This is a genomic window from Yersinia nurmii (assembly GCF_001112925.1).
In the GTDB taxonomy this organism is placed as follows: domain Bacteria; phylum Pseudomonadota; class Gammaproteobacteria; order Enterobacterales; family Enterobacteriaceae; genus Yersinia; species Yersinia nurmii.
On sequence record NZ_CPYD01000001.1, the window covers coordinates 244,194 to 269,916 of the forward strand.

Genomic DNA, 25,723 nt, shown 5'->3' on the forward strand with positions numbered 1-25,723 from the left:
TGAACCAAAACTTATAAAGAGAGAAATCTATGAGCGTAGTGCCTGTAGTCGACGTACTGCAAGGCCGTGCTGCGGTTGACAGTGAAGTCACCGTACGCGGTTGGGTGCGTACCCGGAGAGATTCTAAAGCTGGCATCTCCTTCGTCGCCGTTTATGACGGTTCCTGCTTTGATCCGTTACAGGCCGTCGTTAATAATACTCTGCCGAATTATCAGGACGAAGTACTCCATCTGACGACCGGTTGCTCGGTTGAAGTGACCGGCACCGTCGTTGCCTCTCCAGGGGAAGGTCAGAGTTTCGAAATTCAAGCGACCAACGTGAAAGTTGTCGGCTGGGTGGACGATCCGGATACCTATCCGATGGCGGCCAAGCGCCACAGCATCGAATACCTGCGCGAAGTCGCTCACTTACGCCCACGTACCAACCTGATTGGAGCCGTTGCCCGCGTTCGTCACACTTTGGCGCAGGCAATTCACCGTTTCTTCCACGAAAACGGTTATTTCTGGGTTTCTACTCCGCTGATTACCGCATCCGATACCGAAGGCGCAGGCGAAATGTTCCGCGTATCGACTTTGGATCTGGAAAACTTGCCGCGGACTGACGAAGGCAAGATCGATTTCAGCGAAGATTTCTTCGGTAAAGAAGCCTTCCTGACCGTATCGGGTCAATTGAACGGCGAAACTTACGCCTGTGCGTTATCTAAGGTTTACACCTTCGGCCCGACTTTCCGCGCAGAAAACTCCAACACCAGCCGCCACTTGGCTGAATTCTGGATGATTGAGCCGGAAGTCGCTTTCGCCTCTTTAGACGATGTTGCCGCTCTGGCTGAAAAAATGCTGAAGTATGTCTTCCAAGCCGTTCTGGACGAGCGCGCTGACGATTTGGCCTTCTTCGCTCAACGTGTAGATAAAGATGCGATCGATCGTCTGCAACGTTTCGTAAGCTCCGACTTTGCACAGGTAGATTACACAGACGCAATTGAAATCCTGCTCGCATCTGGCCAGACCTTCGAAAACGAAGTGTCGTGGGGTATCGATCTGTCTTCCGAGCACGAACGCTATCTGGCAGAGAAACACTTCAAAGCGCCGGTAGTGGTTAAAAACTACCCGAAAGACATCAAAGCTTTCTATATGCGTATGAACGAAGATGGTAAAACTGTAGCGGCGATGGATGTATTGGCCCCAGGCATTGGGGAAATCATCGGTGGTTCACAGCGTGAAGAACGTCTGGATGTTCTGGACCAACGTTTGGAAGAAATGGGCCTGAATAAAGAAGATTACTGGTGGTATCGTGATCTGCGTCGCTACGGCACTGTGCCACATTCAGGTTTTGGTCTTGGATTTGAGCGTTTGATCGCATATGTGACCGGCGTACAAAACGTCCGTGACGTGATCCCATTCCCACGTACCCCAAGAAACGCCAGCTTCTAAATTAATCATTTTCAATTGGTTTCTGTTAGTTGTATAAAAAAAAGCCAGCTTATGCTGGCTTTTGTCATTTTTTAAAGTTTGACATTAGTCACAAAGTTCCCTTTATTTTACATTTAGTAACAGTTTGTCTTTCAATGAAACAGTTTCTGTCAATTAGTAGCATTTTCGGTGTGGATTAACCGGTCTGCGAATGGAACACTGCGTCTCAGACACAGACGACACCAAACTCTCAACAATAGTTCCAAAAAAATTATTGGCGGCAGTGGCAGGTGTCCGAATAACACCAATGAGGGTAATAATAATGATGAAGCGCAATATTCTTGCAGTAGTAATCCCTGCTCTGTTGGCTGCTGGTGCAGCAAACGCGGCAGAAATCTACAACAAAGACGGCAACAAACTGGACCTGTACGGTAAAGTTGATGCCCGCCATCAGTTCTCCGATAATGCAGGCCAAGACGGCGACGAAACTTACGTTCGCTTCGGCTTCAAAGGCGAAACCCAAATTACTGACCAACTGACCGGTTACGGCCAGTGGGAATACAACGTTCAGGCTAACCACGCTGAATCTCAGGGCGACAAGGGCAACAAAACCCGTCTGGGCTTTGCTGGTCTGAAATTTGCTGACTACGGTTCATTCGACTACGGCCGTAACTACGGCGTAATCTATGACGTGAACGCATGGACCGATATGCTGCCAGTATTCGGCGGCGACTCTGTGTCTAACTCTGACAACTACATGACTGGCCGTTCTACCGGTCTGGCTACTTACCGTAACAACAACTTCTTCGGTCTGGTTGATGGTCTGAGCTTCGCTCTGCAATACCAAGGCAAAAACGAAGAAGGCCGTGACGAAGTTAAAACTGAAAACGGTGACGGCTTCGGTATCTCCTCTATCTATGATATCGGTTACGGCGTAAGCTTCGGTGCGGGTTACTCTTCTTCTAACCGTACTGATACTCAGAAACGCTTCACCACTGCTCAAGGCGACAAAGCTCAGGCATGGAACGTTGGTGCTAAATACGATGCTAACAACGTATACTTGGCTGTCATGTATGCTGAAGCGCTGAACACCACTCCTTACGGTAATGAAACCAACACTATTGCTAACAAAACTCAGAACATCGAAATCACTGCGCAATACCAGTTCGATTTCGGTCTGCGTCCTTCCCTGGGCTACGTCCAGTCTAAAGGTAAGGATCTGAACAGCGTTACTGGCGCAGCAATCGGCGACCAAGATCTGTTGAAATATGTTTCTGTTGGTTCTTACTACTACTTCAACAAAAACATGTCTACCTACGTTGATTACAAAATCAACCTGCTGGACAAAAATGACTTCACCGTTGCTAACGGCATCAATACTGATGACGTAGTCGGTGTTGGCATGGTTTACCAGTTCTAAGTTGTCTGACTTAATGCCAGCTCATTTGGCGTAAGTAAAAAAGGCAGGGCTTCGGCTCTGCCTTTTGCTTTCTGTATTTTTACTTTTAAACCCTGACTCACATTGTGCATAATCTGCTACTTCCTGAGTAATTCTGACGATTTTTCACCCGTAATCACCCCGCCTCACAAGATTGATCTCTTTTTCTCGCAAACGGTTGGCAAAGCCCTGAACTGGCGCTACCCTGATGGCTCTGTCCGCTTAACTCTAAGCCATGGAAGCATCTGACATGTTTGAAAAAATCACTGCTGCACCTGCCGATCCTATTTTGGGTCTGACCGACATTTTCCGCGCCGATGACCGCCCAAATAAAATCAATCTGGGTATCGGTGTTTATAAAGATGAAACCGGTAAAACGCCGGTGCTGACCAGCGTGAAAAAAGCTGAACAGTATTTGCTGGAAAACGAAACAACCAAAAACTATCTGGGTATAGACGGCCTGCCGGTCTTCGCCAGCTGCACTCAGGAATTGCTGTTCGGTAAACAAAGCCCAATCGTAACGGAAAAACGTGCGCGCACCGCGCAGACTCCGGGCGGCACTGGCGCATTGCGTATCGCGGCCGATTTTATTGCTCATCAAACTTCAGCTAAACGCGTTTGGGTCAGTAATCCAAGCTGGCCAAACCATAAGAATGTATTCTCCGCTGCCGGTCTGGAAGTGGTTGAATACAATTATTATGACGCGGCCAACCACGCGCTGGACTTTGATGGCCTGCTGAAAAGCCTGTCAGAAGCTCAAGCCGGTGACGTAGTGCTGTTCCACGGCTGCTGCCATAACCCGACCGGTATCGATCCAACCGACGAACAGTGGGCTAAACTTGCCGAACTGTCCGTGGCTAAAGGCTGGCTGCCGCTGTTCGACTTCGCCTATCAGGGCTTTGCCCGTGGTCTGGAAGAAGATGCTCAGGGTCTGCGTATTTTCGCCGCTAGCCATAAAGAACTGATCGTTTGCAGCTCTTACTCTAAAAACTTTGGCCTGTACAACGAACGCGTCGGCGCCTGCACTATCGTTGCGGCAGACAGCGATATCGCGGAGAAATCATTCAGCCAGGTCAAAGCAGTTATCCGCGCTAACTACTCTAACCCACCGGCTCACGGCGCCTCTGTCGTTGCTACTATTCTGAGTAATGACGCGCTGCGTGCTATTTGGGAACAAGAGCTGACCGATATGCGTCAACGTATCCATCGGATGCGCCAACTGTTTGTTAATACCCTGCAAGAGAAAGGGGCGAAACAAGACTTTAGCTTCATCATTAACCAGAACGGCATGTTCTCGTTCAGCGGTTTGACCAAAGAACAGGTTCTGCGTCTGCGTAATGAGTTTGGCGTGTATGCGGTGAATTCAGGTCGCGTTAACGTGGCAGGTATGACACCAGACAACATGGCTCCACTGTGTGAAGCCATCGTCGCGGTACTCTGATTCTATTTTCAGCGGATTGCGGTTAAAGGGTGCCTTAGGCACCCTTTTTCGGTTTTAGCTCCGACGCGGCCTCTTCAAAGGTCGCCTGATTGATATTTTTTTCAATAAATTCGGCCATTGGCATTGGCCGGCCAAATAGATAACCCTGTAGATAGTCGACATTACACGCTTGCAAATAACGCGCCTGCGTTTCGTTTTCCACCCCTTCTGCTATCGTCATCAACCCCATTTTTGTTGCCAGATCGATAACATTCTCCACGATGATGCTGGATAATGCATCAGAACCGATCATTCCAACGAAGCTCTGGTCAATTTTCAGGAAGTCTACTTTGAATTTTTGCAAATACACCAGACTAGAGTGACCGGTACCAAAATCATCTATGGCAATAAATACGCCCAAAGTATGTAGTTCCGCGAACAAACAATCGGTAATTTCGTCGGCAACAATTAATTTCCGCTCGGTCAGCTCCAACGTGATATTAATAGGCTTTTCTGCAAAAGCGGCAATGAATGCGCGGCAGTCATCCACCAGACTTAAATCACGGCAATGGTCGGCACTGATATTGAAACCAAAATGGAAATCATCCGGTAGCTGGCTGGCATAAGGAGCAAACATGCTGCTGACTTGCTGCATAATAGAGCGCGTCATCGGCACGATTAATCCGCAATCTTCTGCCAGAGGAATAAAACGGTCCGGCTGAATCATGCCATGATTCGGGTTATGCCAACGCATTAACACCTCGCAACCGATACAGTGCTCCCCTTTCCCGGTCACTACCGGTTGCAGATAAGGCACGAACTCCCCATTTTCCAACGCGATATTGAGTACCTGCATCGGCGAAGAGGATTTTCCGCACAAACGGAATACCAGAAACGCGGAAATAAAACCTAGCAGAGGGAAAAATATTAAGCTGCCGCTAGCATATTGCCAAGCATAGGCCAGATACTGACCATGTGTCAGGCTGGTCGTGATGGAATAAGCATATTTTTCCGAAGCGAGAGTCAATGGCATGTTTATATGCGATGGGTTACCCGCATGGGTATTTCCCACGGCATCCATCCAACGATCGCCGATAACCAATCTGAGCTGTATATCCCCGCTCAGCAGGTTAAGAATATTATGTAAGTAATAACCATCAATGCCAACCAAGGTGCTGTACTCCCCAGCTACCTGTCGATATATCATCACCGGTCGTGAAGGCGTGACTTTATTTCCCGACATAAGGTATAGCTGGCCATCGACGTAAGCCGCTAAATTGACGTGATCGTCATAAGGGCCATAGAGGGAAGTACAATAAATCTGATTGCCCCGCCGGGTTAAATTTACCGAGCGTACATCGGGAATTGTAGCCACCTGATCGCGTAAATTTTGAACTACCTGTAAGCAAGGTTGCCCCAGACTGCCCTGTACCCGAGTCGCGGCAAGATGAGCATTATCAAGAATACGATCAATCATTTGCCGAGCATGCTTTAACTTAGTTTCGGCATCTGAATGCATATTATTAACGGTCTGCACATAAATAACGCCAGCACCAAATAGGATAAACAGCAGCAATACCACAAAGGATAATCCCAATCGGGGCAACAACTTTCTTAAACTGGAACGACGAAATGGCATAGTAAATTCCATGAAACGACTATAAAGCTGCTATAAGACAAAATGATTGTTATTTATTTCCTCTACGATAAAGCTGGCTAATAAATTAATCTTCGAGGTTAGCCCAACATCATTCGAGACCATACTACTGTTAGTATTGTTTGCTGCGAATATTACACAAATTTATTTATTGTTTCTTGAGGAAAATACTCGGGTTTTCCCTATTCGATCAAAATGCATTTAAAAAGGCGCCAATCGGCGCCTTTAGAACATCTACATTCAGGATAAAACCGCTTACCAAATGGCTGGTTCGTCGATAATAAAAGGATTGCTCTGCCGTTCATGGCCAAGGGTGGACATCGGGCCGTGGCCGGGAATAAACGCCATATCATCACCCAAAGGTAGTAGCTTCTGTTTGATGGAATCGATCAATTGCTGATGATCGCCGCGTGGGAAATCACTTCGACCAACACCGCCTTTGAAAATCACATCACCGGTTAAGGCTAGCCTCGCCTGCTGGTTGATAAAAACAACGTGCCCCGGCGTATGCCCCGGACAATGAAGAACGGATAACCGCATTTCGCCCACGTTTATCTCGTCCCCTTCTTCCAACCAACGCGTTGGCTCAAATGCCTGACACTCACCCAGACCGAACATACGGCTCTGTGCTGGCAAGCCTTCCAGCCAGAAACGATCTTCTTTTTCCGGCCCGATGATAGGCACCTGATAGAATTCGGCCAATTCTGCCGCCGCGCCAACGTGATCTAAATGACCGTGAGTTAACAGGATCTGCGTTACCGTGACGCCCAAACGACTCACTTCAGCAATGATTTTTTCGGCGTCGCCGCCGGGATCGACTAAAGCAGCCTGCAATGTTGCATCACACCAAATCAAAGTACAGTTTTGGCTGAACGCCGTTACCGGAATAATATGATATTTCATAAGGCTCCAACTCCAGTGACGTAACCGATAAAGCTACCCCACTGGCTGAATATTGCTGATCACCAGGTCCGCGCTGGCCCGGTATCAATATGCACAAAGTTACTACGTGGGTAATATCCTACACCACCTGCGCGCATTTTTAATGCCGCTTTCCGGATATTACTTAGCTGAATGCCTTCGATATGGAAATCCATCGCTTTACCCAAAGTGTGGAAGCTATGTTTGGCAACGCCACGGCTATGTTCACGCATTTCATTATTGGTATTCAGTGAACGGTAACCAGAAATAAGCTGTACCGGCTTGGTGGTACCAAGCAGACCTTGTAAGCGGTAGAGTTGATCAAACAGACGTGGGTCTATGGGTTTAACTTTGTTGGCACGATAATCGCGGAAAATATGATTTAAGCGACTCAATTCTTCTTTATTGTAACCTTTGCCGTCAAAAAACTCGGCTTTGATAGACTCACCTGTATTCAGGTTATTTAAGGTCAAGATCCGTGGGCGGGGAGTAGAAAGGGTCGCGAATGCGTGCCCTGGTAACAGCGACAGACCCAGCGCTGTCCCGCCTAAAGTTAGCCACTTGCGGCGATAATTGTCGATTTTATCCATGATCTCTGTTTCTACCCGGCAATAATGTCAAAAGTAAGCGCAAAACGCACCGTCCCGAACCATAACCGCCCACGGAAAACCAGTCAACCCGCGTGAGGCAAAGGTTCCAAGGCGCTCGCAAAAATGAGCGCCCGTCAGACAACCAGGTATTCAGACCATTAGTTATTGAGTTTTACTGCATTTATTGCATTAAAAGCTCTGCTTGTGGCGTGATTTGTGCGCCAGATCTCACCGTTTTATCATAATTGTAAATATCTGTGCGGAACTGAGGTTTACCATCATCCGCCACCCACGCCGTCAGATAATACAGTTGCACCGGAATACGCTGACGAATATTCACGTAAGTGGTATCCCCTTGTTTTAACGTGGATGATACTCGCGCATTGTTCCAACCCGCATCCTGCAACAGCATATTGGCCAGATCGGAGGCCTTGTTCACGCGCACACAGCCGGAACTTAATGCCCGAATATCTTTCTGGAACAGGCCGTGATTCGGGGTGTCATGCAGATAAATGGCATCAGAACTTGGCATATTGAATTTATAACGCCCCAGCGAGTTAGACGCACCTGGCGCCTGACGCAGGCGGTACGGGAAGTTATTCGGCGAGATCGCGCTCCAGTCAATCATTGAAGGATCGATAACTTCCGCATCATTGCTCCAGCCAGATAACACCGTATAACCGTGACGTTGGAAATAGCTGGAATCATTGCGCGCTTTCGGCACGATATCCTGACGCACTAGCGAGGTTGGTACGTTCCACGGCGGATTAACCACCACGTTATTTAATGCACTACTCATCAGAGGCGTTTTGCGGCTTGGTCGGCCGACAATCACGCGTGACGACAGTACCTCGGTACCATTCTGGTAGTAACTCAGCGAATAGTTCGGGATATTCACCATAATGCCAGTGTCGACCTGCCCCGGCAGAATACGCAGTCGCTGAATATTCAACGCCAGCAGGCTGGCACGCATTTGCGGAGACACGTTCAGCCATTCGCGGGTTCTCGGACCAATCACACCGTCATCAGTCAGCCCTTGCCACTGCTGGAAGCGTTTCACCGCCGCTACCAGATCTTCGGTGTATTGATTATCGGTCACGCTCAGCGTACTGCCGGGATGTTCTGCTACCGGAGTCTGTGGAGAAGTGACAATTTCAGAGATCGGCGCCGCTGCCGGGCTCACTACCAGCGAATGAGCCTGCGCACGAGTTTTTTCTTCATCGACGGATAAATCGTCGTTAACCGCAACGGCTGCAGGATTATCCATCGGAATCACCTCCGGCGACTTAACCGGAGCGGCTGGCGCGGCGTTTAGCATGCCACTGCGAGCCAGTATTTCGCGTAGCGCAGGAATATCATCGCTTAGCTGACCAGGGCGTAAAGTCGCCGCACCGGTAAACTGCGGCCAAGGACGATTATCGGCCAGCATAGTTTTCAGCGCCTGATGCATCTTTTCATACTGTGGATGCTGTGGTGCCAGAGTCGAAAGATAGGCGGCAGTATTGCCTTCGCGTATAGCTTGCTGCCAACGGTTCAGTATCGCGGCTGGTGGCATAGCCATTTTGTAAGGGACGTTGCTGTACAGCCACACGCTGCCATTGGCACCAACGCCTGACACAAAGTGCAAGTAGCCCAACATCGCGTCTGACAGAACCACATCTCGCGCCATTCCTTTGACTTCCGGGTCGCTCAACCATTTTACCCATTGCATAAACTGCGGCTGAATGCCGGACATCGCCAGTTCAGCTAATTGCTGCTGAAATCTCTGTACCGCCAGACGATCCTGCCACATCGGCTGCATCTGGTTAGACGCATACAGCGCCGCCAGATTAGAAGCGTAATAAGGCGTGATATTTTTGGGCAGCACGGCTAGCAGTTTAGAGCGACTCTGCGCCACCGACATGGTTCCTGTCTCCACGGGCAAGGCCCCAGAGTCGATGGGCAAAGTCGGAGCAGTGGCTGAAGCGCTGAACATAGGTGTCAGGCTACAGATAAGTGCGCAATATAGGGCTAATGGCCGTAGTGAATTTCTCTTTTCTAGCGACATTCTATGCCCCCGGTATGCTCATCTAAGTACGTCATAGTTTGCCGTGACCACTACCTATTAGTTTTATTATACAAACAGAAATGATATTTGACTTATTTATACGACAAAGTAAATCGATTCTTTACGCTAACAGATTTCTCACATCGAGAAAATGAAAGCTCATTTTATTTAAGCTATAAAAAATGGCCGCCTGTTAGCGACCATTTTCATTTATTTACACGTCAGTTAATTCCGAAGTTATTGCGGTATTTCCGTCTGTATTGTCGCGATAGCCGGTAAATCATTGGCGAAACCGCGTAATCCAACCACATGAACATGCTCATGATTCTGGAATACTTTACGCACCAGTTTATAGGTGGTGCCTTTTTCCGGGCTGATATTTTCCGGCGCAGCGATAATTAATTGCATTTCCAATCGCTCACACAGCTCGAACAGTGTCGCAATAGATTTCGCATCCAGTCGCGCGGCTTCATCAAGGAACAGCAAGCGGCAAGGAGAAATATCTTTCCCGCGCAGGCGACGAGATTCCTCTTCCCAACTCTGCACCACCATCACCAGAATCGACATACCGGTACCGATAGCTTCACCAGTGGACAAAGCCCCGCTCTCCGCACGTAACCAACCGTCTGCGCCACGGAAAACTTCAACTTCCAGCTCGAGGTAGTTACGGTAATCCAATAACTCCTCACCGATGGTTTGCGGCAAACGCTGCCCCATATCCATTTGCGGGTTCAGGCGTTGATAGAGTTTGGCCAGCGCCTCCGAGAAGGTCAGACGGTTGCTGTTAAACAGATCCTGATGCTGTTCCTGCTGCTCTGACAGCACATCCAGTAAAGTGGCATGGGCTTCACGCACATTCACGTTCAACCGCACACTTTTCACCTGTCCGAAGGAAACCGCCTGCAAGCCTTGGTTCAGCATACGAATACGGTTCTGCTCGCGTTGAATAGTTTTACGGATGATATTCGCTACACTTTTGGAGCTAATTGCCAGTTTTTGTTCACGGGCGGTCAGCTCTTCGGTCAGGCGACCCAGCTCAATTTCCATTTGTTCAATGGCTTCAACCGGATCATCAGTGCGAATAATATCCTGACGAATACGCTCGCGCAGATGTTGGTAAACCGCGATATAGAACTGGATTTTGCGTTCCGGACGCTTCGGATCTTCCGACAGACGCAGTACATCGCGCAGATGTTCGTTATCAGAGACTGCCAGACGCAGGGCGCCTAAGGCTTTATCCGACATCGAACGCAGCTCTTCGCCGTCCATATACGCCAGTTCACGACGATGTAAGCGACGTTCGACGCCGTTATCTTTCACCATACGCATCACCGCGCACCAACCGGCTTTCGCATTCACCACCTGCTCGCGAATCTGATGATAATCCCGCTCCAGTTTGCGTAGTTTCTTTTGCAGGCTATCCATTTCCGCTTCACAGAAGGTCAACTGTTTTTCCAACTGATTACGACGAGAACGGTTGGTACTGAGCGCCGCATGCAATTCATCGCGACGAGCTCGCGCACGCGCCTCTGCATTCGCATCGGCCTGAACGCCAATATCCTGCAATTCCTGGGTCAGCTCTTTGAGCATATCCCGTTTAGCGTCATAAGAACTTTTCAGCGACGCCAGTACCTGACTGTACTGAGTGAACTGGGTCTGATATTGACGTAATTGCTCGCGAGCGCGAGTACGGTCGGCTTCCGCGTGCTCCAGACGTTGGCGCAGTTTGTCGTTCAGATCGGAGTTTTCATTCAGCATACCGGCAGAATCGGTATAGCTGAAGTGAGCCCGGCGCTGAACCACTTCCGTTAAGGCAAAGGCCTGCTGCTTGGCCTGACGCTGACTGTTTTGCGCCTGAATATAGCTTTCTTTCAGTTGTTCATGCTGCTGCGGATCGCTTTGCAGCACCGCCAGCAAAGGCTCCAGCTTGACCAGAGCATTACCGTGCTGCTGAATATGACGCGCCGCTTCCTGCGCCTCGGCCAACTCTTCACTGATTTCTTCCACCCGATCCTGCAAGGTGTCGTCAAGCAGCAAAGATACCAGTGGAATCAATCGGTTCAACGCCGCAATGCCTTCTTTGGCCTGTTCGAACTGCTGACGCTGCTGCTGATTTTGATCTTCGTGAGCACTCAGGGCGCGCTCAATTTCACCGCGACGGGTATTCAGCAGGCGAATTTCAGCTTCCGGATCCGCATCGAAAGCCACTGCCAGATGAGAACCGATAAAGCGGCTGAATGCCTGATGGGCGCGTTGGGTTTTCTGTACGTCGAAGGAAAGCGTGGCATAACGTTCCGCCAGACTGTCGCGCTCGGCATGCAGGGTTTCCAGACGATTTTCCCGCGCCGCACGACCAAACAGCGGCACTTCCGGATAGCGGGAATAACGCCATTGACGATCGGCAATTTTCACCACTACCGCTTTTTCATGTTCTTCGACGGCGAATACGCTGTCATCAAAGGACTGTGGATCCCCTTCGATCAGATACAAGTCTTCCGGACAATCTTCCAGCCCCAATAACTGATCGCGAACCAGCGACAGATCCGGCACCACGATACCGTGGCGAGAGGGTCCATACAACGCAGAGAAGTACGGTGCATCGTCGATAGTGACATCGTCATAGATTTCAGACAGCAATACGCCTCCGAAACGCTCGGCTAACGCCACCATGCGCGGATCTTCCGCACCACTTGGCTGGCTCAGCCGCTCAATTTGCGCTTCAATCTGACGTTTACGTGCCGCAACTTCATCACGCTCAACGGTAGTTTCACGTTCGCGCTCAAGCAGTTGCTGCATGTATTCCGTCACCTGACGGCTGTCTTCCAGCGATACCCCACTTTGCTCACCCAGCTGATTCAGTGCGTCCTGCGCCGCTAGCCAGATTGGCGCACGGCTGGTTAGCGTCTGAATTTTCTGCTTAATCTGTTCCAGCTCCTGGCGCATTTCCATGCGGCGTTCACCGGCATCGGACACGCTGAGAGACAATTCCTCAACTTTTTGTTCCAGCTCACGCTGTAATTCTTCCAGCGCTTCAGGCTGATAAACTTGGCCCTGACGCTTACAGAATTCCTGCAGCAGACGCTCGGCATCCTGCTGAGAACGCAGACGCTGCTCCAGCTCAGACAAACGCATACGTAGCGGTTTCACTCGCTCCGCCAGATGCTGTTGCGACGGCCAATCGCGCAATAATTCTCGCGCAGTCTGCCAGGCTTCGCTGCGGCTCACCTGACCGGCAATATTGACCACCAGCTGATAAGCCTGTTCAAACTGACTGTGCGCCGCATCTGCCACGCTGAGCTTTTGTTCCAGTAACAGCAGCGATTCCGTGGCTTCCTGCTCTTTAGCATGGAAAGTGTCCAGCCAATCTTCGGCGTTGTCCGCAGTCAAATCGGGGATCTGGCACAGCGCACGCGCACGCTCCAAAGCCTGTAAAGCTTGCTGATACTGAATAGCGCGAGTTTGTTGCACATCCAGCGCCTGCTGATAATCCGCCAGTTGGCTTTTCAGCTCATCCACTTCTTGCTCGGCCGCTTCCGCACGGGCTTCGTTTTCTGCCTGCTGTTCGCTGGCTTCGGCCACCACTTCGTTCTGTTCTTCCAAGCGGTAAGTCAGCTCTTCCAAATCGCTCTGATAACGCTCGATTTTTTCCTGCTGACGCATCGCCGTTTGCACCAAATTAAGGTGGTCACTGGCAGCCTGATAATCGGTTTCCAAATCGGATTCGGCGGCGCTTTGTTCCGCCAGCTCGCGGGACATTTCTACGTGACGATATTGCTCAGTCACCAACTGCTTGCGGCTGCTGAGCAAATCGCGGCGCAGTACTAAAGCGCCGTCCAGATGAATTCGGCGCTCATTGGCGTGACGCATATAATCCGCCGCCACGTAGGAAGTGGCTTCGGAAATCAGATGCTTGAACAGATCACGATCCGATTGAGTCACACGAATCGCTTCCAGCGTCATGCGGTTTTCCCGCAGCGCGGCTTCCATGTCCTGGAAGGCTTTGCGTACGCCGCTGTTTTCCGGTAACAGATAGTCGCGCAGCGAGCGGGTAATGGCGCTGGAAATCCCGCCGTACAGCGAAGCTTCAATCAGTCGGTAAAACTTGCTGCGGTCTGCAGAAGAACGCAGACGTTTTGGAATCACACCCAAATCAAACATCAGGGAGTGATAATCGGTGATGGAGTTAAATTGCTTAAACTGCACCCCTTCCATTTCTTCCACACGCTCTTTCAGCTCTTGCAGGGAAAGCACTCGCGCCTGACGCTCACCGACCACTTCGGTGAGGATCTGCGTCGGCTGAATCGCCGTTGGCAAGCCCTGAATGGTGAAAGGTTTGATATCAACTTTACGATCCCGACCGGCTACCTGCTGCAAGCGCACCCCGACCACCACGCGCTGGTGACGGGAATTGATCACATCCAGCGTGGAATAACACACCCCGGCGCGCAGTTTCCCGTGTAAACCTTTATCGCGAGAACCGCTAGTGGCACCGGCTTCGGTGGTGTTACGGAAATGCAGCAAAGTCAGATCGGGAATCAATGCCGTAACGAAAGCCGCCATGGTGGTGGATTTACCGGCTCCGTTACCGCCGGACAGCGTAGTAACCAACTCATCCAGATCGAAGGTTCGGGCAAAGAAACCGTTCCAGTTTACCAGCGTCAGTGAGCGAAATTTACCGCGTTCAATCATTCCTGTTCATCCTCTGCACTTTCCGCGGCATTCGCCTGGGTTGATTCGTTCTCGTCGTTATCGTCTTGCAACGACAGGCTGTTTTCCACAGCCATCGCTTCGCCATCACGAATCATACGTAACTGCGCTTCCCGCGGGTCATCGCCGCTGCGCACATCGGCACCAAAACGGAATACCGCTTCAGTAATACGGAATTTGCTGCTGTCGTTGCCCATAAAGTAGAGCATACCTAAACGACGTAAACGGTTGAGAGAAGTACGGACTTTCTCCTGCAACTTTTGCTTATCCAGATCGGAGCCGGTAGAGCGCTGGTTAACAAACTTCAACAACTTGCTCTCATCCGCCAGACTCAGCAACTCTTCATACATTTCCTGCTGACTGAAAATCCCCTCGTGAGCCAGACGTTCCGGGCTGAGATAGAGATAGCACAGAATTTTACCCACCATCATATCCAGTTCGGACAATACCGAACGTGGGATCAGCGTGGTAGAACGCGGACGCAAATAGAAGAAACCTTCCGGCGCACGAATCAGCTCAACGTTATAACGGGTATAAAACTCTTCCAACTGCTCCTGAAAATCCATCAGGAAGGCGTGGTTGTCCAATTCATCTATGCCGATATGACGGCCAGCTCGCAGCTGACTGTCCAATGCAGGAAACAGTGAATTGCTCAATGCCTGCGCCAGCTTAACTGGCATTACTAATTCAATATTTGTCGATGACATGTGCCTGCACCTTGGCTCCGTAATCATTAATCGCCAGCCATTCCGCCGGTAACCCTGAAAAATCGGCTTCGGCCACACCGAGGCGAACTGCCTGGTCGACCAGGATACGAGCCACGTCAAAATGACGAGCACGCGGATATTGCGCAAGATAATCGCGCATCACTTCCCCCAAATTAAGCGGTATCTGCTGTTGTTGATATACCAGCAGCGCCTGCTCAATCATGGCGGCAATTTGTTCGCGGATTTCGTTGAACTCTTCAAATTCGAGATCCGGCGGCAGTTCTCCGGTCACTTCCTCACTACGCAGCGCCAATTCTTCATCACGCATATCCAGCATGCGGTCAGCGTTGGCGTAGGTCAGTGTCCACGGGTTATCAAAGTAATTCTGTACCGACTGACGTAAGCGCTGAGCAAAGACTCGGTTTTTATCCATATCGATAGCGGTACGAATAAATTTATGCACGTGGCGATCGTAACCGATCCACAGATCGATGGCCTGCTGTCCCCAGCTAATAATGCGGTCCAATTTGCTCTGCAAATCAAACACCAGCTTATCAACCAGATCCAAACCTGCATTACCAATAGTGGCTTCCTGAATACGCAGTAAATTGGCCTGTAATTTATCCCCAGCGGCTTCCAACGTGTCTTGCAGCTCACGCAGGGTACCGGAGGTTTCAGACAGCAACAGCTCACAGCTAGCAATCGCCGCGCGCCAGTCCTGATTCAACAAAGCGGCGATATCTTCTTTCACGCTGTTTTGCTGCTCATCCATCAGGCGCTGGGTCATATCAATGCTATCGAAGATTTCTGCGACGGAATATTTCAGCGGGGCAAAGACGTTACGATGCCAGTGGAATTCGTCGCCGCCCTCTTCTGCCGCTTCCGCCGCGCGCTGTAATTCTTGCGCCACAATAGATAACTGCATGGAAAGGCGCAGCGTAGAGAATTCACGCTGACGAATATAATAATCGGTAATGCCGATGCCCAACGGCGTTAGTCGGTAAATGGCATTGCCATCCGCCAGTTCGCTGGTGAATCGGTTAAGAAGACGCTGCCGAACCATATCATTAATGGCGTTATTGGCCCGTACGGCAACGGTTTCGTGGGTTTGTTCAAAGCCTTTACTGACGTGACGAAACGCATCGATCAGCTCGCCTTCGCTCATTTCACCGTCCAGCCGCTCACCGTTTAGGGTGGCAATGGCCAGAATAAATGCCAAACGCTCCGTTGGCAGCGAAATCGAGAAATCATTTTTTCGCGCCCAGGCGACCAGTTCGGGTACTGTCTGGGAAAATTCACTCATAGTTGGTCCTTCAGGTTCGGCTTAAACGCCATGACATGCACGTAGCGCCCCAAACTAATAAAGGGTTCCTGCCGACAATAGCGCTGTTCCAGCGCCAGTAGCTCAGCAAATTCTTCCACCTGCTGCTGTTTGTTCTTTAAGTAATCGTGAAACACCCGCACCCCCGTCTTGCCGCTAATGGTCATCCCCATTTGCTCAAGCCAGCCATAAACCTTAGGCGGGTCCAAAGGATACTGCGGCGACAGAGAACGTCGGCGGCGTCTTTTCACATCAGGCGTAGCGAGTTGGAAGTTACCCAACACGGCGTTGCGCATCACCAGTCCATTTGAATTGAAAAACATCAGGGACAGGGCGCCGCCGGGGGTTAATGCATCACAAAGTACCTGTAAAACCTCTTCGGGTTCCGCAATCCACTCCAACACCGCGTGAAACAATACCAGATCAACCGGCTGTTCCAAATGTTGGGTAATATCCTGAGCCGCACTTTGTATAAATTGCATGTTGTGGCTCACACCTTTTTCCTGCGCAGCCGCCTGTGCGCGCTGAATCATCTCGCCGGAAAGGTCGCACAACATGACCTGATGTCCAAGGGCAGCCAACTGACAAGCCATATGTCCTTCACCACCGCCCGCGTCAAGAATCCTTAGCGGTCGCTGCGGCAACTGTGTCAACAGCTCGGTGATATCTTGCCAAACCACAGCCTGACGAATCATTCCCTTCGTCGTGCCGTAGATATTACGCGAGAACTTTTCGGCAATATCATCGAAATTGCGATCCTGCTGCATGGACAACTGCTCCGTTAATGAAATCTATACCTTTTCACTTTCGCTCTATCGCCTGTAAGCCAAGAGACGAAACTTCGCGGGTATATAACGACAGGGAAAAGAGTTCGCCCCAAATATGCTATTTTGGCACAGCCAGACGTAGAATAAATCTTCTTGGGCAGTAATCCCGCCCGGATGCCGTTTTTTCAGCCAAAAGGTTCACTTTTTCATGCTATTCACCCTAAAAAAGTTCCTCGGCGGGTTATTAATGCCGCTGCCACTTTTACTTATATTAATAGGTTTGGCTTTAATCCTATTGTGGTTTACCCACTGGCAAAAAAGTGGCAAGGCGCTGCTCACCCTAAGCTGGTTAGTATTATTGCTTATTAGCCTGCAACCCGTGGCCGATCGTTTATTGCTACCTATCGAAAATAAGTATGCCACTTATCAGGGTAATGACCGGGTAGATTACATTGTTGTCCTCGGTGGCGGCTATACCTTTAATCCGAATTGGGCACCCAGCGCGAATTTATTTCCCAATAGTTTGCCAAGAGTCACTGAAGGTATTCGACTGTATTTACAGCATCCGGGCAGCAAACTGGTGTTTACCGGCGGCTCTGGGCCCGCTTCGCAAAGCAGCGCCCGAACCGCTGCGCAGGTTGCTGAAAGTCTGGGCGTAGCGAGCAGTGATATAGTGATGTTGGAAAAACCGAAAGATACCGAAGAAGAAGCGGCAGACGTAGCCGCTCTGGTGGGGAATAAACCTTTCCTACTGGTCACTTCAGCCAATCACTTGCCGCGCGCCATTAATTTCTTTACCGCCAAGGGATTACATCCTATTCCCGCGCCAGCAAATCAATTAGCCATTACCAGCCCATTGCACAGCTGGGAACGTGCTATTCCTGCTGCCAGCTATCTTTATCACAGTGAACGCGCCTGGTACGAAACCTTAGGGAAACTCTGGCAATGGGTGAAATCCCCCGCCGACGCTCACAGTCATTAATCCTTAGGAAAGGGGAAATCAGGCCAGCCAAGGCAATAGTTGGCTGGCTGCGCGATCAAACACCGGTCGGTCGAAATAGCCGGTGTGAATAAATCGTCCGACTAATTCCCAAAGTGTGTACAGCCAGCGGCGATAGACAAAAGCCTCAGAAACCGGGGCTTTCTGCAAATAGCGGTACAATAGCTGGCTTGGCATCCCTTCGTCGCTGAGACGGAAAAGATCGTATTCGCGCGGAGCCCACAGCACCGGGCCGGGATTTAACATCGCTAATAACTGATCGCTACGGGGATCTTTCAGCATACTTCTCAGGGTTAAATTACCGTGAATCAGCACACAACTGTCGTCAAAATCGGCAAACAGATGAGATAACCCCGCTCTAGAACGGTATAAAACGGCACGGTCATCCAGAGTGATTAGTGGTGAGCTGAGATGACTTAAACTGGACCATAACACCTCTACCCGCTGTTGATACCAGCTAAACCAATCATTTTCCTGCATACTGTCTACATTGCCGACGCAGCCGTGGCTATCAATGCGATGCCAGGCCAGTACGCCTTCAACAATTTGATCCATCAATACATGCCAGCGTTCTGGCGTCCGTGGCGGCGCTTCCACTGAAACGCCCCTCAGTCGTTCCATCAGCAGAATTTCTTTGTAAGGCGTCTGATGGGTCATCACCAAACCATAGACCGTGGGTAAACGAATATCCCCATCCCGTGCCAGCATCGAAAGTTTATAGGCCTCCTGCTGGGCAATTCCCTGACAAACATAGCTTTTGGCCAATAACGGGATCGCGTGCCCCTGTTTGTCATAAAGAGCAAACAAATGGGCATAAGGCTGCTCACTGACGCATTCGAGCCGGGTAATGGATTCACCCAATACAATGCTTAATTCGGCCTTTAACTGTTCCATATTAGGTTCGCCCATTATGACTGACAGCAGAATGACGATTGAGGTAGAGCACCATAATGAGATGCGCTTGGGGATATTTCCAGAATGCAGATCAAACAAAAGCGAGCAAACAACAAAAAGGCGGGGTAAATAATTACGCCGGGTGGCCCGCACACCGGCGTTTGGTTCTACTATCTTTTGACAATTTTGGTTTTACAACCGGCCGACGGTTTCGTCGCGATTTTTTATCTGCTTTATTGATTAAGAATGATATCCCGCACCCTTTGCAGATCTTCCTGGGTGTCTACGCCCACCGCTGGCGCGGCCTTAGCCACGGCAACGTGAATTTTCTCGCCGTACCATAAAACCCGCAGCTGTTCGAGCAGCTCGATCTGTTCCAGCTTACTTGGTGCCCAATTAACATAGCGGCGAATAAAACCGGCGCGATAAGCGTAAATACCGATGTGACGTAAGAAGCAATCACCAATGCTGTCTTTAGATTGGGCAAAACGCTCTCTTTCCCACGGAATCGCCGCGCGGGAGAAATACAGCGCGTAGCCCTGAGCATCCATGACAACTTTCACTGCGTTGGGATTAAACGCTTCTTCGCTGCTTTCAATTGGCACCGCCAATGTCGCCATACCGGCGCTGGAGGCCGCCAGATTGCTTGCTACTTGGCTAATAATCACCGGAGGAATAAGTGGTTCATCGCCTTGTACGTTGACAATAATATCGTCATCGGCAAAACCGTAGCGTTCAATCACTTCAGCCAGCCGCTCAGTACCAGACTGATGATCGGCGCGAGTCAGACAAACTTCACCGCCCGCAGCCTGCACGGCACGAACCACGTCATCATGATCGGTGGCGACAATAACCCGACTGGCACCAGACTCCAGTGCGCGCTCCATCACATGTACCACCATCGGCTTACCGCCAATATCCGCCAGCGGTTTACCCGGCAAGCGGGTTGATGCATAACGAGCAGGAATAATCGCGATAAAACTCATGCGTGCTTCTCATCAACGGAAAGGGCGCGCGCTTCATTCTCCAGCAAAACCGGAATGCCATCGCGAACGGGGTAAGCCAGATTGTCGGCTTTGCACACCAACTCCAGATTTTCTTTATTAAAATACAGTTTGCCATTGCACACTGGGCAAGCAACGATTTCGAGTAAACGGTGATCCATACACCCTCCGAGGACGTGGAGCTATCGACAGCAGGAAAGCGTAAGAGAATAGCATATCCACTCAGGCAGGTTAACCAACTCAATATTCCATTACTCCGAGTGATAACTCATCAATATCGGCAACAAAGAAAAATGGCAGTTTTGCAATGAATGTTATTGATATGTTGAAATGCGGGGAGTAGAATTTTGTGACTTACATCACATAATATATTTATCGGATTAAAGATGAAACTGTTTCATAAAATCATCGCGATGTTCGCTAACTTTAGTAATTAAGAATCGAATAAAATTCAGACTTTAATTAACAAATAAAGAGCACCTGTATTACCATCGCATACCGAAGTATCGGTAAAATACAAACGGCTACCGAGGTAGCCGTTTGCTTTAGAAGGCAATCACATCGGCCGCAGAAGGCCCGTGAATACTTTTGTAAGTGGAGAACTCTACGTTCTGTCCTTCACTTAGTGATTTATTTTTGGTGTTGGCAATTGCCATTTTGCTGACATAAACATCCAGCCCACCATCGAGTGGTGAAATAAAACCGTAGCCTTCCAGCTGGTTGAACCATTTCACCCGACCCATTTTTAACGTCATAATAAATTTCCTTTTACTGGGCATCCTAACAACTCATTTTTATTTATTGTTTAGATGCAGTTGCCCATCCTAAAGTTTTTTTGATTAAACCTCTATGAGCTTGAATTAATGAAAAAACCCGCATAATGCGGGTTTTAGAATTTTTAAATATTTAGGTCAATGGTTAGCGCATTTGCTTTACCATTTTTTATCCTAAAATATTTTAAACATTATTAATCTCTGAATTACAGAGCAACAACGTTTGCAGCAGCCGGCCCGCGCGGGCTGTCTTCAACGGTGTATTCTACACGCTGGCCTTCAGCCAGAGTTTTGAATCCGTCAGTGGCGATTGCAGAGAAATGTACGAATACATCTTTGCCACCGTCGTTTTGTTCAATAAAACCAAAGCCTTTGCTTTCGTTGAACCATTTAACTTGACCAGTCTTCTTAGACATAAACTTTACCTTCAAAAATATTAATAACTCGCCACAAGGCACTTATTGCTATTTAAAATAGCTGGACTGTATTCAGGGACGTTACTTATGGAAGTTGTTTACCGGAGATTCTTAGAAGGTTCGTCTTTGAAGCGGAATCAAATGATAACGGCTTGGGAGGAACTGCTAGTACTCTTTATACTCTCACTACACACTCTTACACATAAATAGGTCTGTATCACAGGCCGAGGCTATTAACGCATAAAATAAATAGTCGCGCAACTATTTTCTCTTCTATTTTATTGCCGAAATAAAAATCAATGAGAGCTGGCGCATAATTCCTCAATATTCTCCTGCGGGTTGCCCTCGACTCTGCGTTTCCTGCCTAGACTAAAAAGCAGCTCAGCGTTAATGCATCTCTATTTTTCCAAGCCATTTTCGTACTAAGAAAAACAGTAAAAAAATATAGACGATAAAAGGAGTTACCCTATTATGAACACCCCACTGCAGATTCAGCCGGATCAGATTCGCGCCGGATTCTCTCGTGCCATGTCAGAGATGTACCAAACGGAAGTTCCTCTTTACAGTACCCTATTGCAGATTGTTGCCCAAACCAATCGGCAGGCGATGGCTGAACATCCTGAACTGAAAAAACACTTAGCTCGCACCGGCGAAATTGAACGGCTGAATATGGAGCGGCACGGCGCTATCCGCGTAGGAACCGCCGCCGAGCTAGCGATGTTACGCCGCCTGTTTGCCGTAATGGGTATGGTTCCTGTGGCCTATTACGATCTGGCTCCAGCGGGAGTGCCGGTACATTCCACCGCGTTTCGCGCCATTCACGAGACATCGCTTCAGGTCAGCCCGTTTAGGGTATTTACTTCCCTGCTACGGTTGGAACTGATCGAACAACCGCAATTGCGTCAGCTAGCGGCGGAAATACTGGCGCGCCGTAATATTTTCACTCCGCGCGCTATTGAGCTGATTAAACGTCATGAAACCGCTGGCGGTTTGACTCAGCAGGAAGCCGACGACTTTATCACTCAGGCTTTAGAAACTTTCCGCTGGCACAATACTGCGACCGTCAGCGCCGAGATATATCAACGCCTACACGACCAGCACCGCCTAATTGCCGACGTAGTCGCATTTAAAGGGCCGCACATTAATCACTTAACGCCGAGAACGCTGGATATCGACGCCGTTCAACGCGCCATGCCGGAGCATAATATTACGCCTAAAGCGGTAATCGAAGGCCCGCCAACTCGACGCTGCCCTATTTTGCTGCGCCAAACCAGTTTCAAAGCGTTGGAAGAGCAGGTCGCTTTTCCACAAGGGAATGGGCAGAGCATTCAGGGCAAACATACTGCACGTTTCGGCGAAATCGAACAGCGTGGAGCCGCTCTAACTGCCAAAGGACGTGCGTTATACGATCGCTTATTACAAGCCGCACAGGATGAACTGCAACAGCCCGCCAGTGAGAAAAATTCCGATAGGTATATGGCACTGTTATCTCATCACTTTAGCGCCTTCCCTGATGATCACGGGGCGATGCGATCACAGGAACTGGCCTTCTACCGCTATTTCCCAACGGGGAAAATGCCAGATACCGAGCTAAAAAAGCGTAACAGCACCTCTCTCGACGATCTTATCAATAGCGGTTATATCGACTTTGAACCTTTGGTGTATGAGGACTTTCTGCCAGTCAGTGCCGCAGGAATATTTCAGTCGAACCTGGGAGATAAAGCACAGACGCACTTTAGCGAACACTCCAGTCGGGAAGCGTTTGAGCGAGATTTAGGCGTGCCGGTTATCGATGAACTGGCACTGTATGAGGTTACACAGCGCCGCTCAATCGCGGCCTGTGCTCAGATTCTAGGGTTGACTGAAATTTTATCGAATTAGGTTACGCGCTCATCGTCAACGCTACGTAGCGAAATAATTCGAGCCAACAATTGCTCGGCCTGTACTGGCGGTAATTCTGCCGTTACCGGTAGATACCACCAATTAGGCTGAGCAAATTTGCGGCATTTAACCGCATCTTTCTCAGTCATTAACAGGGTTTGGCGATCATGGGTCAGACTCTGGAGCTGGGACAGAGAAAAATCCTGATGATCGGCAAAAGCATGTTCTTTCTCTATCGTGACCCCTAATTGACGTAAGGTTCGGAAAAAGCGTGGCGGATGCCCAATACCAGCCATGGCTACGATGTTCTTTAGCTGTTCAGCGGGCAATTGTTCACCGGTCAAAATATTCACCGCATGCCCCGCTTTTAGCAGCATTGGTACTTCTCCCGCAACCGCGGTTCCACCATTCGTGATAATGGCATCCACGGAGGCCAATCGCTCAGACCTTTCACGCATTGGCCCAGCAGGCAACCACCAGCCGTTACCAAATCGACGAACGCCGTCCACCACCACAATTTCAAAATCTCGTTGCAAAGCATAATGCTGTAAACCATCGTCTGTGATAATCACATCCAGAGCATGGTTTTTTAGCAGCGCCTGAATCGCCTCCGAGCGTTTAGGCGCAACGGCTACAGGCGTACCGGTACGTTGGAAAATCAACACCGGTTCATCGCCAGCCTGCGTCGTTGATGTACTTTCATTCAATACCAACGGGTAGCTATCGGCTTTTCCGCCGTAACCGCGAGAAACAACGCCAACGCGTTGACCCCGCAGCCGCAGTTGCTCCACCAGCCAGATAACGACCGGCGTCTTGCCGTTGCCACCAGCGGTTAGATTCCCCACCACGACTACGGGTACAGGGGAACGCCAACTAGTACGCAAACCAAGGCGATAACTGTTCTTTATCAACCAGCTCATCCCGCCGTACAGCCAAGATAGTGGTAATAAAAGCCAATACAGTCGCGATTCACCTGACCAGATACGCTCAATCATTGGCCAAACTGCATGCGGCTAAGCTGAGCATAGGCGCCTTGACGAGCGAGCAGCTCGCGGTGTTCCCCACGTTCGATAATGCGACCGTCTTCAATAACCAGAATTTCATCGGCTTTTTCAATAGTCGACAGACGGTGAGCAATCACCAACGAGGTGCGGTTTTTCTGCAATTCATCCAACGCCGCCTGAATGGCTCGCTCAGATTCAGTATCCAAAGCCGAAGTCGCTTCATCCAAAATCAGAATCGGACAGTCACGCAGTAATGCACGGGCAATAGCAATACGCTGGCGCTGACCACCAGAAAGCATCACGCCGTTTTCACCAATCACCGTATCCAGACCGTTATCCATTTTCTCAATAAAGTCCATGGCATAGGCCATACGCGCCGCTTTTTCTATCTCTGCGCGGGTATATTGTTCATCTCTGGCATAAGCAATGTTATTAGCGACGGTATCGTTGAACAGATGTACGTTTTGCGAAACCAACGCCACCTGATTACGCAGAGAACTAAGTTTGTATTCCCGCAGGTCATGGCCATCCATCAGGATACTGCCGGAACTGACGTCATAAAAACGAGTAATCAAGTTAGCAATCGTTGATTTACCCGAGCCTGAACGCCCTACCAGGGCTACGGTTTTACCGGCTTCGATATGCATATTGATATCAATCAACGCTGGCGTTTCTTTGCCTGGGTATTTAAAAGTCACATTACGGAAATCGATATCACCTTTTACGCGATCGATTTCCAGTTTGCCATCGTCCTTTTCCTGTTCCATATCCAGGATGCTAAATAACGTCTGACAGGCCGCCATACCGCGTTGGAACTGGGCATTGACGTTAGTCAGCGATTTCAACGGACGCATCAAGGCAATCATGGAAGAGAAAACCACGGTAATAGTACCGGCCGTCAGCGTTTCCATCACGCTTGGGAAACTGGCGGCATAAAGCACAAATGCCAGCGCAAATGAGGCAATCAATTGAATAATAGGATCGGAAATAGAAGAGGCAGAAACCATTTTCATACCCTGCTGACGCATCCGGTTACTCACGGTATCAAAACGCTCGGTTTCTACTTTTTGACCGCCGAAGATCAATACTTCTTTATGTCCTTTCAGCATCTGCTCAGCGCTGGTCGTCACCTGCCCCATAGTGCTTTGCATATTCTTACTGATATTACGGAAACGCTTGGAAACCATGCGAATAGCGATAGAAACGATCGGCGCAATAACGATTAAAATCAGCGACAACTGCCAGCTGTAATAAAACATCATGATAAACAGGCCGATAATCGACGCACCTTCTCTCACTACGGTAATCAATGCGCTGGAAGAAGAAGAAGCCACCTGCTCGGAATCGTAAGTAATCCGCGACAGCAATGTGCCTGTAGATTGTTGGTCGAAAAAAGATACTGGCATGCCCATCATATGGCTGAACAGACGGCGGCGCATATACATCACCACTTTGCCCGAAACCCATGAGATACAGTAGCTGGAGATAAAACCGCTGATCCCGCGAACCAACATCAACCCGATAATGGCCAGTGGCATCCACATCAGGATAGAACTGTTCGACTTACCAAAACCATCATCCAGCAACGGTTTTAACAACGACAGCATAAAGGTATCGCTGGCCGCATTCAGAATTAGCGCTATCGCCGCAGCGATAAGACCGGTTTTAAAAGGAGCGATCATCGGCCAAAGGCGACGGAAGGTCTGCCAGGTGGAGAGATCTTTATCATTCATCATTCAAATACCAGTACCAGAAGAAATAGCGGCC

Annotated in this window: 20 protein-coding genes; 5 read left to right on the forward strand and 15 right to left on the reverse strand. The window is 49.6% G+C overall.

From position 1 onward, the window contains the following. Positions 1–29 precede the first annotated feature (29 nt). The 3 genes from asnS to AD970_RS01090 all read left to right on the forward strand — a co-directional run bounded on the left by asnS (position 30) and on the right by AD970_RS01090 (position 4,288). Complete coding sequence (asnS, locus tag AD970_RS01080; protein WP_049596490.1) at positions 30–1,430, forward strand: asparagine--tRNA ligase; 1,401 nt, start codon at positions 30–32, stop codon at positions 1,428–1,430. A gap of 304 nt (positions 1,431–1,734) precedes the next feature. After that, positions 1,735–2,829 (forward strand): porin OmpF, encoded by a 1,095-nt coding sequence (ompF, locus tag AD970_RS01085; protein WP_162199312.1) that lies wholly within the window; start codon positions 1,735–1,737, stop codon positions 2,827–2,829. Between the two features lie 268 nt (positions 2,830–3,097). Beyond that, complete coding sequence (locus AD970_RS01090) at positions 3,098–4,288, forward strand: amino acid aminotransferase (protein WP_049596492.1); 1,191 nt, start codon at positions 3,098–3,100, stop codon at positions 4,286–4,288. Positions 4,289–4,322: 34 nt separating this feature from the next. On the opposite strand, the gene AD970_RS01095 is transcribed toward AD970_RS01090, so the two are convergent. The 8 genes from AD970_RS01095 to cmoM all read right to left on the reverse strand — a co-directional run bounded on the left by AD970_RS01095 (position 4,323) and on the right by cmoM (position 16,984). Then, positions 4,323–5,906: an EAL domain-containing protein gene (locus tag AD970_RS01095; RefSeq protein WP_084728098.1), complete on the reverse strand. Its 1,584-nt coding sequence runs from the start codon at positions 5,904–5,906 to the stop codon at positions 4,323–4,325. Positions 5,907–6,179: 273 nt separating this feature from the next. Beyond that, the gene (locus AD970_RS01100) at positions 6,180–6,827 is read right to left on the reverse strand and encodes an MBL fold metallo-hydrolase (protein WP_049596493.1); all 648 of its coding nucleotides are present in this window, start codon (positions 6,825–6,827) and stop codon (positions 6,180–6,182) included. A gap of 59 nt (positions 6,828–6,886) precedes the next feature. Further along, positions 6,887–7,435, reverse strand: a complete 549-nt coding sequence (locus AD970_RS01105) for a YcbK family protein (RefSeq protein WP_049596494.1) — start codon at positions 7,433–7,435, stop codon at positions 6,887–6,889. 181 nt (positions 7,436–7,616) lie between these two features. Continuing rightward, positions 7,617–9,482 carry a L,D-transpeptidase gene (gene ldtD, locus AD970_RS01110; protein ID WP_049596495.1) on the reverse strand — a complete coding sequence of 622 codons (1,866 nt, stop codon included), beginning with the start codon at positions 9,480–9,482 and terminating at the stop codon, positions 7,617–7,619. Positions 9,483–9,719: 237 nt separating this feature from the next. After that, positions 9,720–14,171, reverse strand: coding sequence for a chromosome partition protein MukB (gene mukB, locus AD970_RS01115; protein ID WP_049596496.1), 4,452 nt, complete (start codon positions 14,169–14,171; stop codon positions 9,720–9,722). Beyond that, entirely contained in the window at positions 14,168–14,896 is a 729-nt protein-coding gene (gene mukE, locus AD970_RS01120; protein WP_049596497.1) for a chromosome partition protein MukE, read from the reverse strand. Before mukE ends, mukB begins: the two co-directional genes overlap by 4 nt. Beyond that, entirely contained in the window at positions 14,877–16,199 is a 1,323-nt protein-coding gene (mukF, locus tag AD970_RS01125) for a chromosome partition protein MukF (RefSeq protein WP_049596498.1), read from the reverse strand. Before mukF ends, mukE begins: the two co-directional genes overlap by 20 nt. Next, entirely contained in the window at positions 16,196–16,984 is a 789-nt protein-coding gene (cmoM, locus tag AD970_RS01130; protein WP_049596499.1) for a tRNA uridine 5-oxyacetic acid(34) methyltransferase CmoM, read from the reverse strand. The genes mukF and cmoM overlap by 4 nt, the downstream gene beginning before the upstream one ends. Before the next feature lie 208 nt (positions 16,985–17,192). Between cmoM and elyC the strand changes: the two genes are divergently transcribed. Then, positions 17,193–17,966, forward strand: a complete 774-nt coding sequence (gene elyC / locus AD970_RS01135; RefSeq protein WP_049596500.1) for an envelope biogenesis factor ElyC — start codon at positions 17,193–17,195, stop codon at positions 17,964–17,966. 18 nt (positions 17,967–17,984) lie between these two features. Here the strand turns inward: elyC and AD970_RS01140 are convergent, their stop codons facing one another. From AD970_RS01140 to cspE, 5 genes are all read right to left on the reverse strand, one after another. After that, complete coding sequence (locus tag AD970_RS01140) at positions 17,985–18,878, reverse strand: YcbJ family phosphotransferase (RefSeq protein WP_049596825.1); 894 nt, start codon at positions 18,876–18,878, stop codon at positions 17,985–17,987. Between the two features lie 233 nt (positions 18,879–19,111). Beyond that, positions 19,112–19,864: a 3-deoxy-manno-octulosonate cytidylyltransferase gene (kdsB, locus tag AD970_RS01145; protein ID WP_049596501.1), complete on the reverse strand. Its 753-nt coding sequence runs from the start codon at positions 19,862–19,864 to the stop codon at positions 19,112–19,114. Further along, the gene (locus AD970_RS01150; protein WP_004717378.1) at positions 19,861–20,043 is read right to left on the reverse strand and encodes a Trm112 family protein; all 183 of its coding nucleotides are present in this window, start codon (positions 20,041–20,043) and stop codon (positions 19,861–19,863) included. The genes kdsB and AD970_RS01150 overlap by 4 nt, the downstream gene beginning before the upstream one ends. A 384-nt stretch (positions 20,044–20,427) precedes the next feature. After that, positions 20,428–20,637, reverse strand: a complete 210-nt coding sequence (locus AD970_RS01155) for a cold-shock protein (RefSeq protein WP_049596502.1) — start codon at positions 20,635–20,637, stop codon at positions 20,428–20,430. A 224-nt stretch (positions 20,638–20,861) separates the two neighbouring features. Beyond that, positions 20,862–21,071 carry a transcription antiterminator/RNA stability regulator CspE gene (gene cspE / locus AD970_RS01160; protein WP_004717375.1) on the reverse strand — a complete coding sequence of 70 codons (210 nt, stop codon included), beginning with the start codon at positions 21,069–21,071 and terminating at the stop codon, positions 20,862–20,864. 471 nt (positions 21,072–21,542) lie between these two features. On the opposite strand from cspE, the gene hglS reads away from it, so the two are divergent. Next, the gene (gene hglS, locus AD970_RS01165) at positions 21,543–22,952 is read left to right on the forward strand and encodes a 2-oxoadipate dioxygenase/decarboxylase HglS (RefSeq protein ID WP_157045412.1); all 1,410 of its coding nucleotides are present in this window, start codon (positions 21,543–21,545) and stop codon (positions 22,950–22,952) included. On the opposite strand, the gene lpxK is transcribed toward hglS, so the two are convergent. Together lpxK and msbA are read right to left on the reverse strand one after the other, a co-directional pair. Continuing rightward, complete coding sequence (gene lpxK, locus AD970_RS01170; RefSeq protein ID WP_049596504.1) at positions 22,949–23,947, reverse strand: tetraacyldisaccharide 4'-kinase; 999 nt, start codon at positions 23,945–23,947, stop codon at positions 22,949–22,951. The two genes, hglS and lpxK, sit on opposite strands and share 4 nt — an antisense overlap. Further along, positions 23,944–25,692: a lipid A ABC transporter ATP-binding protein/permease MsbA gene (gene msbA, locus AD970_RS01175; RefSeq protein ID WP_049596505.1), complete on the reverse strand. Its 1,749-nt coding sequence runs from the start codon at positions 25,690–25,692 to the stop codon at positions 23,944–23,946. Before msbA ends, lpxK begins: the two co-directional genes overlap by 4 nt. Positions 25,693–25,723: the final 31 nt, after the last annotated feature.

What these genes read in the sequence shown, in the direction of transcription:
- AD970_RS01090 (WP_049596492.1), top strand. Translation starts at nt 3,098, where the DNA reads ATGTTTGAAAAAATCACTGCTGCACCTGCCGATCCTATTTTGGGTCTG.
- mukF (WP_049596498.1), bottom strand. Translation starts at nt 16,199, where the DNA reads ATGAGTGAATTTTCCCAGACAGTACCCGAACTGGTCGCCTGGGCGCGA.
- ldtD (WP_049596495.1), bottom strand. Translation starts at nt 9,482, where the DNA reads ATGTCGCTAGAAAAGAGAAATTCACTACGGCCATTAGCCCTATATTGC.
- mukE (WP_049596497.1), bottom strand. Translation starts at nt 14,896, where the DNA reads ATGTCATCGACAAATATTGAATTAGTAATGCCAGTTAAGCTGGCGCAG.
- asnS (WP_049596490.1), top strand. Translation starts at nt 30, where the DNA reads ATGAGCGTAGTGCCTGTAGTCGACGTACTGCAAGGCCGTGCTGCGGTT.
- hglS (WP_157045412.1), top strand. Translation starts at nt 21,543, where the DNA reads ATGAACACCCCACTGCAGATTCAGCCGGATCAGATTCGCGCCGGATTC.
- AD970_RS01100 (WP_049596493.1), bottom strand. Translation starts at nt 6,827, where the DNA reads ATGAAATATCATATTATTCCGGTAACGGCGTTCAGCCAAAACTGTACT.
- mukB (WP_049596496.1), bottom strand. Translation starts at nt 14,171, where the DNA reads ATGATTGAACGCGGTAAATTTCGCTCACTGACGCTGGTAAACTGGAAC.
- cspE (WP_004717375.1), bottom strand. Translation starts at nt 21,071, where the DNA reads ATGTCTAAGAAGACTGGTCAAGTTAAATGGTTCAACGAAAGCAAAGGC.
- cmoM (WP_049596499.1), bottom strand. Translation starts at nt 16,984, where the DNA reads ATGCAGCAGGATCGCAATTTCGATGATATTGCCGAAAAGTTCTCGCGT.
- AD970_RS01095 (WP_084728098.1), bottom strand. Translation starts at nt 5,906, where the DNA reads ATGCCATTTCGTCGTTCCAGTTTAAGAAAGTTGTTGCCCCGATTGGGA.
- msbA (WP_049596505.1), bottom strand. Translation starts at nt 25,692, where the DNA reads ATGATGAATGATAAAGATCTCTCCACCTGGCAGACCTTCCGTCGCCTT.
- kdsB (WP_049596501.1), bottom strand. Translation starts at nt 19,864, where the DNA reads ATGAGTTTTATCGCGATTATTCCTGCTCGTTATGCATCAACCCGCTTG.
- AD970_RS01105 (WP_049596494.1), bottom strand. Translation starts at nt 7,435, where the DNA reads ATGGATAAAATCGACAATTATCGCCGCAAGTGGCTAACTTTAGGCGGG.
- lpxK (WP_049596504.1), bottom strand. Translation starts at nt 23,947, where the DNA reads ATGATTGAGCGTATCTGGTCAGGTGAATCGCGACTGTATTGGCTTTTA.
- elyC (WP_049596500.1), top strand. Translation starts at nt 17,193, where the DNA reads ATGCTATTCACCCTAAAAAAGTTCCTCGGCGGGTTATTAATGCCGCTG.
- AD970_RS01155 (WP_049596502.1), bottom strand. Translation starts at nt 20,637, where the DNA reads ATGACGTTAAAAATGGGTCGGGTGAAATGGTTCAACCAGCTGGAAGGC.
- ompF (WP_162199312.1), top strand. Translation starts at nt 1,735, where the DNA reads ATGAAGCGCAATATTCTTGCAGTAGTAATCCCTGCTCTGTTGGCTGCT.
- AD970_RS01140 (WP_049596825.1), bottom strand. Translation starts at nt 18,878, where the DNA reads ATGGAACAGTTAAAGGCCGAATTAAGCATTGTATTGGGTGAATCCATT.
- AD970_RS01150 (WP_004717378.1), bottom strand. Translation starts at nt 20,043, where the DNA reads ATGGATCACCGTTTACTCGAAATCGTTGCTTGCCCAGTGTGCAATGGC.